We start from the raw sequence: 7,071 nt of genomic DNA on the forward strand, positions 1-7,071 counted from the left end.
AGCCGCGTCCCCGCCCGGCCCCGCTTCCGCCCCGGCGCCGCCGGTGTCCAGGCCGGCTCGCTCCGAACCCCGCTCCGCCGAGCTCTCTCCGTCGGTCTCCTGGTCCGGGCGCGGGTGGTCGTCGTCGCGCCTCTCCGGTGCGCTGTCCGTCGTACGCGGAGGCATGGCCTCTCCTCGGTCGGCTGTGCGGGTGCGGTGGGCTGGGGTGGGACAGAGGCGCGGCCCGTGCCGTGGGGGACGGGAGACGGGCCGCGCCGGTCGGTGGGAGCGGAACGGGTCAGTACGCCCGGTTCCGCATGCGGCGCCACCACATGAGGGCCGCGCCGATCAGGACGATGCCGCCCGCGCCGGCCCCGGCGGACGCGGCGATCAGGCGCATGTCGTCCGAGCTCTGCGCCTCGGCCGGCTGGAGCGCGTCGCCGAGCTGGCTGCGGACGTCGTTGCCGCCGTCCACACCCTTGGCGAGCGGCCCGCGCGACCCCTCCGTCGGCAGGGCGACGTACGGGAAGGCCTTCTCGAAGTCCTTGTCGTTCTTGTCGACCGCGTCACCCAGGTCGTTCTTCGCGCCCAGCAGCTCGCCCTCGACGACCTGGAGCGAGGCGTCGATCACGTCGTCGGTGAGGCGACGGCCGTTCGGGAAGCCGGCGTTGTCACCGTCCAGGACACCGAGCCGCTTGGGCTTGGCGGCCGGCTTGATCGAGGTGTTGAGGCGCAGCTGCTCCGACGGCGTCACGTACGGCGGCTGGTTGAGGTCCTTGACGCCCTTGAGGAACACGTCGACCAGGTCGTTGCGCGGCTCGGCGGGCGCCGGGATCTTGTAGATCCCCTCGATGAGCTTGGGCAGCTCCGGGTTGGTGACGTTCTTCAGGAACTGCGCGTCGTCCCGGGGCGCGGACGCGTTGAACGTGTCCTTGTCCTTCAGCGGGTTGACGACCTCGTTCACCAGCGGGTTGCCGAGGCGCGAGACCTGCGCGAAGTAGCCCTGGGCGTTCTTGCGCTGCGTCGTCGACCAGATGCCCACGACCGGCTGGTGGTGCGACTGCCTGATGAAGCTGTTGGGGACCTGGAGGGCGATCGTGTTGACGTTGTAGCCCTTGAGCGTGTCGTTGCCGACCTCGGAGAGGTTCCCGCCGTACAGCAGGTCGAAGACCCTGAGGTCCAGGAAGAACGGGTCGTCGGCCTGCCCGGCGAACGTCTGGGCGCCCCCGGCGAGCTTGTGGATCGCCTGCTCGCGCAGCGTGTTGTAGTCCGGCATCGAGGCCTTGCCGACGTTCGACGGCGCCACGGGCACGTCGTCGGCGACCTTGGTCTTCGACACCGCCTTCAGGTGCTTCAGCTTGATCAGTTCGAGGTCGTACGTCTGCGTGATGTTGAGGTCGGGGTCGTCGAGGCTCTCGACCGGGCCCGTGTTGTACAGGAACGTCTTGTCGTTCTTCGTGTGCGTCTTGAACGTGTACCGGAACAGCAGGTCTTCCTGCGCGTCACCGTTGCTGTCGATCCGCAGGTCGTACTGGGCGTCCTCGGCGAACGGGAAGAAGTTGGGCCCGCCGGCGGGTTCCTCGAACGGGATCCAGTTCGCGACGATGGTCGTCGTGTCCGGCTTGTCCGGGCTGACGAACGCGTACACGTCGGTGTTGTCGTACTGCGGGGTCCCCGAGATCAGCGGGGCCTCGCGGTGACTGGAGGCGGAGGCCGCCTCGGGTTCCAGCGCGGTCACACCGGCGGCCACGAGCCCGCCGGCGGCCAGCGCACCACAGATCGCGGTCGCGATGCTCCTGCGTCCCGCACCGGTCGCACCGGTCACACCGGTCCTGGAGAAAGGTGTCATGCCGTCCGTCCTCAGTGCCAACTTGCCTGACACACGCCATTCGGAGCGGTCGGCAGAGCGGATTGGTCGAATCTCAAACGTTCTTACGGCGCGTCGGGAAAGTTGTTTCATCGCCGGGCGACCCGCGTTTTCGGCGCGCTGATCCGTAACCCAGTCCGGAGGTGTGTGCGTTGCGAATGCCTCGTATGAGGGGACAGGCTCCATGCGGCCTGGGAGAGGGGGACCGAGTGGAGGCGGACGAGCTGCTGCTGCGCGTGGCGGGCGGCGACCAGCAGGCCTTCGAGGACTTGTACGGGCTGGTGTCCGGCCCGGTGTTCGGGCTCGTACGACGCGTGGTGCGCGACCCCGCCCAGTCGGAGGAGGTGGCTCAGGAGGTGCTGCTCGAACTGTGGCGCTCGGCGGCGAAGTTCGACCCGGGACGGGGCAGCGCGATGTCGTGGATCCTCACCCTCGCCCACCGCCGCGCCGTCGACCGGGTGCGTAGCGCCCGCGCCGCCGGCGAGCGGGAGCAGCGGGAGGCCTGGCGCGCCCACCACCCCGCCTTCGACCAGGTCACCGAGGAGGTCGAGGCGGGACTCGAACGCGAGTGGGTACGCGTCTGCCTGGACCGCCTCACGGAACTGCAGCGCCAGTCCGTCACCCTCGCCTACTACGAGGGCTACACGTACCGTGAGGTGGCCGAGCGGCTCTCCCTGCCGCTGGGCACGGTCAAGACGCGGATGCGCGACGGGCTGACCCGGATGCGCGAGTGCCTGGGAGGCGTGGCATGAGTCTCTTCCGCCGCGAGGACCCGCACTCGCTCGCCGCGCCCTACGCGCTCGACGCCCTGGAGCCCCCGGAGCGGGTCCGCTTCGAGAAGCACCTCAGGGACTGCGGCCGATGCGCCGCCGAGGTGCGTGCCCTGTCCGAGGACGCCGTCCGGCTCGCCTGGTCCGCGGCCGCACCGGCCCCCGCCGCCCTGCGCGACCGGGTCATGGCCGCCGTACGGACCACTCCGCAGGACCCGGCGCCGCAGAACGCGGCCCGGGAGCCGGCCCGCGCGCGAACGCCGCAGCTGCCACCCCACGTGTGGGGCACCCAGCCGCCGCCGCGGCAGCGTCGCCGGATGCCGCTGTTCGTGCCCTTCGCCACGGCCACCGCCGCCGCGGCCCTCGTCGTCGCCTCGCTGTTCGCGGTGCAGGCGAACCAGACCCAGGACCAGCTGACCGCCGAGCGGGACCGGTCACGTGAGATCGCCCACGTTCTCGCGGCTCCGGACGCCCGTGCGAGCAGCGGCCGGGACGGGCGGGGCCGAACCATCGGAGTGATCGCTTCCGCCTCGGAGGGGAGCGCGGTGGTCACCCTCGGCGGATACGGCGCTCCGCCCGGCGGCCGAGTGCACCAGTTGTGGCTCATGCGCCCGGGCGCGCAACCACGCTCCCTGGGCCTCTTCGAGGGCGACACGCCCTTGGTCGCGACGGGTCTGGGCGCCTCCGCGACGTCACTGGCCGTGACCGTCGAGCCCGGCGGCGGATCGCCGCAGCCCACTACCCAGCCGATCGTCCAACTCGCCCTGAAATCTGTTGGATTCGGAGAGTAATCGGGGATACATCGTCAACGCCCTTATGGGGAAGGTGAATCCTGTGACCGCGATACACGAGTGCCCGGACGGGGCGATAGGGTTAACCTGCCCGGGCCGGGTGGACTCGTACGGGTGGGGAGTGACATGGAACAGATAACAGTGCGCAGCAGGGCCAGGGTCCCTGCGATCACCTGCGGGAGCAGCGCGACCAGTTCGCGCCTCGACCGCCACCTCTCGGTGCTGGGTGGCCCTGCCGTCCCGCAGCGGGAGACGGTCGAGGCGACCTCTCTGATGCGCGAACTGACCGCGCGTCAGCCGCACGACCGCAGTGGCAGGGGAGCGCGCGTGCGTCGCGTCTCGCTCTTCGCACCGCTGCGCCGGCTGCGCCGCTCGCTGTTCGGCGGCAAGTAGGGGCCCGCGCTCGGGCGGTCACACCGCCCCCGGCGCCACGCTGCGCACACGTCGTCCGTCATCCCCACGGCATGCAGCGGCGCCAGGTGTGTACCCGAGCGCGGCCCGCCCCCAGTCGGTGCCTCATCCCCGCCCGGCAGTGACCGGGGGCGTCGTCCGGCTCCGGTGTCCCGGCCGCCCCTTCACCGCTCCCCGTGCGCGTACTGACGCACGGCCAGCGGCACGAACACCCCGAGCAGCACGGCGCACCACATCAGCGACCCCGCGACGGGGTGGGCCACCGGCCAGGCCGCTCCGCCGGGCACCGGCGCGTTGCCGAACAGGTCCCGCAGAGCCGTCGCCACCGCGCTGATCGGATTCCACTCGGCGACCGTCCGCAGCCACCCCGGCAGCCCGCTCGTCGGGATGTACGCGCTGGACAGCAGCGGCAGCAGGAACGTTGACCCGCCCAGCTGGCCGGCCGCCTCCTCGTTCCGGGTGAGCAGGCCGAGGAAGATCCCGGCCCACACGCAGGCGAAGCGGAACAGCATCAACAGCCCGACCGCCCCGAGCGCGGCGAGCAGGCCGCCCTCGATGCGCCAGCCCACCGCGAGCCCCACCAGCAGGAACGGCACCGTCCCGACGGCCGTGGCCACCAGGTCCGCCGCGGCCTGTCCCAGCGGCACGGCCGCCCGGCTCATCGGCAGCGTCCGGAAGCGGTCCGTCACGCCCCGGTGCGTGTCCTGGGCCGCCTGGAACATGCCGGTCATGATCCCGCCCGCGGCGGTCGCCACCAGCAGGCCCGGCACCAGGAACGACCGGTACGCCTCGCCCGGCATGGCCAGCGCGCTGCCGAAGACGTAGCCGAAGAACAGCAGCATGCTGACCGGCATCGTCTGGGTGAGGATCAGCAGCCCCGGGTTGTTCCGCATCCGCAGCAGCTGGCGGCCCAGCATCGCGGTTCCGTCGTACGCCAGCATGCTCATGCGGCACGCTCCTTGTCGTCGGTCGTGGCCGTGGCCGGGGCCGTGGTGTCCGTGAGGCGCAGGAAGACGTCGTCGAGGGTCGGGGGCCGCAGGCTCACGTCGAGCAGCGGCACGCCCGCCGCGTCCAGCGTGCGCACGAGCAGCGGGAGGGTGAGCGTCGGGTCCTTGCTGACCGCGCCGACGGCGCCGCGCTCGTGGTCGAACGACGGCTGCGCGCCCGTGAGCCGGTCGAGGACGGCCGCCGCCTTCGTGAGCGCGTCCGGGTCCGTCACGACGACCTCGGCGTGTGCTCCGACGAGCGCCTTGAGCTGCGCCGGCGACCCGGTGTGCGCGACCCGGCCGCGGTCCACCAGGGCGATGTCGTCGGCGAGCTGGTCGGCCTCCTCCAGGTACTGGGTGGTGAGGAGTACGGTCGTGCCCTCGGCGGTCAGGTCGCGGACCGCGTCCCAGATGAGGGTGCGGCTGACCGGGTCGAGGCCGGTCGTCGGCTCGTCCAGGAACAGCACCTCGGGGCGGCGGATCAGGCTCGCCGCCAGGTCCAGCCGGCGCAGCATGCCGCCGGAGTAGGTGGAGGCGGGCCGGTCGGCGGCCTCGGCCAGGCCGAAGCGGTCGAGGAGCTCCGCGGTCCGGCCGGCGGGGCCGCGCACCCGGTGCAGCCGGCCGAACAGCAGCAGGTTCTGACGCCCGGTGAGATCCCCGTCGACCGATGTGTCCTGCCCGGTGACGCTGATCCGGCGCCGGACGGCGGCGGCCTCCCGGGTGAGGTCGTGCCCGGCGACCCGGGCGGAGCCCGCGTCCGGCCGCAGCAGCGTGGTCAGCAGCCGTACGGCCGTCGTCTTGCCCGCCCCGTTCGGCCCGAGAACCCCGCACACCGTCCCCTCCGCCACCGCGAGATCCAGCCCGCGCAGGGCATGGACCTTCCCGTACCGCTTCTCCAGACCCTCACTAAGTACAGCGTACGTAGAAGTCATGGCACGACCATAGCGCACTACGTACGCTGTACGTAACTAGGATGGTGGCCGAGGTGATGATCGATGGCGGGCCGAGCTGCCGTACCCGAAGTGATCTGGGCGCGCCCCGAGCGCACCGGCCGTGGGCCGAAACCGGCGTTCACCCGCGCCGACATCGCGGCGGCGGCGGTGCGGATCGCCGATGCGGAGGGGCTGGAGGCGGTGTCCATGCGGCATGTCGCCGCGGAGCTGGGCTGCGGCACGATGTCGCTGTACAACTACGTCCCCCGCAAGGAGGACCTGTACGAGCTGATGATCGACTCCGTCGGTGCCGAGCACGAGATCTTCGAGCCCACGGGTGACTGGCGCGCCGACATGCTGCGCAACGCGGAGGAGACGCGCGCCATCATGCGCCGCCACACCTGGGTGCCGCGCCTGATGTCAGGGGTGTACGGCTTCAGCCCCAACACCCTGCGCTACCTGGAACACTGCCTGGCCTGCCTCGAACCGCTCGACGTCCCGGCCGGCACGAAGACGGAGCTGATCGCGCTGGTCAACGGTGTCGTGACGACGTACACCGCGAACGACATCGCGACCGTCGAGCGCACGCGCTCCATGCCCTGGTCCGAGGAGGAGGAGAACGCCGTCCGGATGGCCTACCTGGGCAGCCAGGTGGCCACCGGAGCGTATCCGCGACTGGCCGCGGCCTTCATGGAGCAGAGCGGGCCGGTCGATCTGGAGGCGGTGTTCAGGCGGGCGCTGGAGCGCGTGCTGGACGCCTACGACCCCGAGCTGCGTTAGAGCGCTAGAGCAGGGCGAGCTGGCCTTCGGGCCCCTCCTCGGGGCCGTCCAGTACCGAGGCCGGGCGGCGGGCCGACGCCGGGACCGGGAGAACGCCGGCCTCGCGCAGCTCGGTCGCCGTCACCGGGTCGGGGACCGCAGGCTCCTCCAGGGGGCGCAGTTCGGCCAGCAGGGCCAGGACCGTGATCAGTTCCAGCAGCTCCGACGTCCAGGTCTGGGGCCAGGTCGCGGGGCGGATCGCGGCGAGTGTGCCCGGTTCGGCCTCGGCGACGCGCGCCGTGAACCACTGCTCCAGGACGCGCACCCCGCCCACCTCGAAGTCCCAGGCCTCGGGCGGCACCGGGGAGATGCGGCCCTCGTCCAGCAGCAGAGCCTCCTCGTCCCGGTCGTAGCGCACGGTCAGGGGGCGGGAGGGCAGCGGGGCGCGGACGTAGGGGCGGCGGCCGCCGGGCAGCTTGGGGCGTTCGCCGTCGCGGCGCATCAGCCACAGCAGCCGGTGGCCCACCTCCAGGCCCCGCGCCCAGGCGTCGGCGTCCCCGGTGAGCGGGACGGAGA

At 72.0% G+C, this 7,071-nt stretch carries 8 protein-coding genes; 4 read left to right on the forward strand and 4 right to left on the reverse strand.

What is annotated here, in order from left to right; translation table 11 throughout:
• Nucleotides 1-277 precede the first annotated feature (277 nt).
• Nucleotides 278-1,828 (reverse strand): DUF4331 domain-containing protein, encoded by a 1,551-nt coding sequence (locus CCL05_RS40650; RefSeq protein WP_086565600.1) that lies wholly within the window; start codon nt 1,826-1,828, stop codon nt 278-280.
• 227 nt (nt 1,829-2,055) lie between these two features.
• Between CCL05_RS40650 and CCL05_RS40655 the strand changes: the two genes are divergently transcribed.
• The 3 genes from CCL05_RS40655 (at nt 2,056) to CCL05_RS40665 (ending at nt 3,800) form a co-directional block, all read left to right on the forward strand.
• Nucleotides 2,056-2,598, forward strand: coding sequence for a sigma-70 family RNA polymerase sigma factor (locus CCL05_RS40655; RefSeq protein ID WP_167409710.1), 543 nt, complete (start codon nt 2,056-2,058; stop codon nt 2,596-2,598).
• On the forward strand, nt 2,595-3,407 hold the full coding sequence (locus CCL05_RS40660; RefSeq protein WP_086565602.1) for an anti-sigma factor: 813 nt from the start codon (nt 2,595-2,597) through the stop codon (nt 3,405-3,407). The genes CCL05_RS40655 and CCL05_RS40660 overlap by 4 nt, the downstream gene beginning before the upstream one ends.
• Nucleotides 3,408-3,533: 126 nt before the next feature.
• The gene (locus tag CCL05_RS40665; RefSeq protein ID WP_037671693.1) at nt 3,534-3,800 is read left to right on the forward strand and encodes a hypothetical protein; all 267 of its coding nucleotides are present in this window, start codon (nt 3,534-3,536) and stop codon (nt 3,798-3,800) included.
• Nucleotides 3,801-3,982: 182 nt separating this feature from the next.
• On the opposite strand, the gene CCL05_RS40670 is transcribed toward CCL05_RS40665, so the two are convergent.
• Entirely contained in the window at nt 3,983-4,765 is a 783-nt protein-coding gene (locus tag CCL05_RS40670) for an ABC transporter permease (RefSeq protein WP_086565603.1), read from the reverse strand.
• The gene (locus CCL05_RS40675) at nt 4,762-5,736 is read right to left on the reverse strand and encodes an ATP-binding cassette domain-containing protein (protein ID WP_086565604.1); all 975 of its coding nucleotides are present in this window, start codon (nt 5,734-5,736) and stop codon (nt 4,762-4,764) included. The genes CCL05_RS40670 and CCL05_RS40675 overlap by 4 nt, the downstream gene beginning before the upstream one ends.
• A gap of 63 nt (nt 5,737-5,799) precedes the next feature.
• Here CCL05_RS40675 and CCL05_RS40680 point away from each other — a divergent pair, with 63 nt between their 5' ends.
• Nucleotides 5,800-6,516 carry a TetR/AcrR family transcriptional regulator gene (locus CCL05_RS40680; RefSeq protein WP_086565605.1) on the forward strand — a complete coding sequence of 239 codons (717 nt, stop codon included), beginning with the start codon at nt 5,800-5,802 and terminating at the stop codon, nt 6,514-6,516.
• 4 nt (nt 6,517-6,520) lie between these two features.
• Here CCL05_RS40680 and CCL05_RS40685 read toward each other — a convergent pair.
• On the reverse strand, nt 6,521-7,071 hold a 551-nt coding region (locus CCL05_RS40685), incomplete at its 5' end, for a type ISP restriction/modification enzyme (protein WP_341868297.1).

The sequence above is a fragment of the Streptomyces africanus genome, from assembly GCF_002150735.1.
Taxonomy (GTDB): domain Bacteria; phylum Actinomycetota; class Actinomycetes; order Streptomycetales; family Streptomycetaceae; genus Streptomyces; species Streptomyces africanus.

What these genes read in the sequence shown, in the direction of transcription:
- CCL05_RS40650 (WP_086565600.1), bottom strand. Translation starts at nt 1,828, where the DNA reads ATGACACCTTTCTCCAGGACCGGTGTGACCGGTGCGACCGGTGCGGGA.
- CCL05_RS40660 (WP_086565602.1), top strand. Translation starts at nt 2,595, where the DNA reads ATGAGTCTCTTCCGCCGCGAGGACCCGCACTCGCTCGCCGCGCCCTAC.
- CCL05_RS40665 (WP_037671693.1), top strand. Translation starts at nt 3,534, where the DNA reads ATGGAACAGATAACAGTGCGCAGCAGGGCCAGGGTCCCTGCGATCACC.
- CCL05_RS40670 (WP_086565603.1), bottom strand. Translation starts at nt 4,765, where the DNA reads ATGAGCATGCTGGCGTACGACGGAACCGCGATGCTGGGCCGCCAGCTG.
- CCL05_RS40675 (WP_086565604.1), bottom strand. Translation starts at nt 5,736, where the DNA reads ATGACTTCTACGTACGCTGTACTTAGTGAGGGTCTGGAGAAGCGGTAC.
- CCL05_RS40680 (WP_086565605.1), top strand. Translation starts at nt 5,800, where the DNA reads ATGGCGGGCCGAGCTGCCGTACCCGAAGTGATCTGGGCGCGCCCCGAG.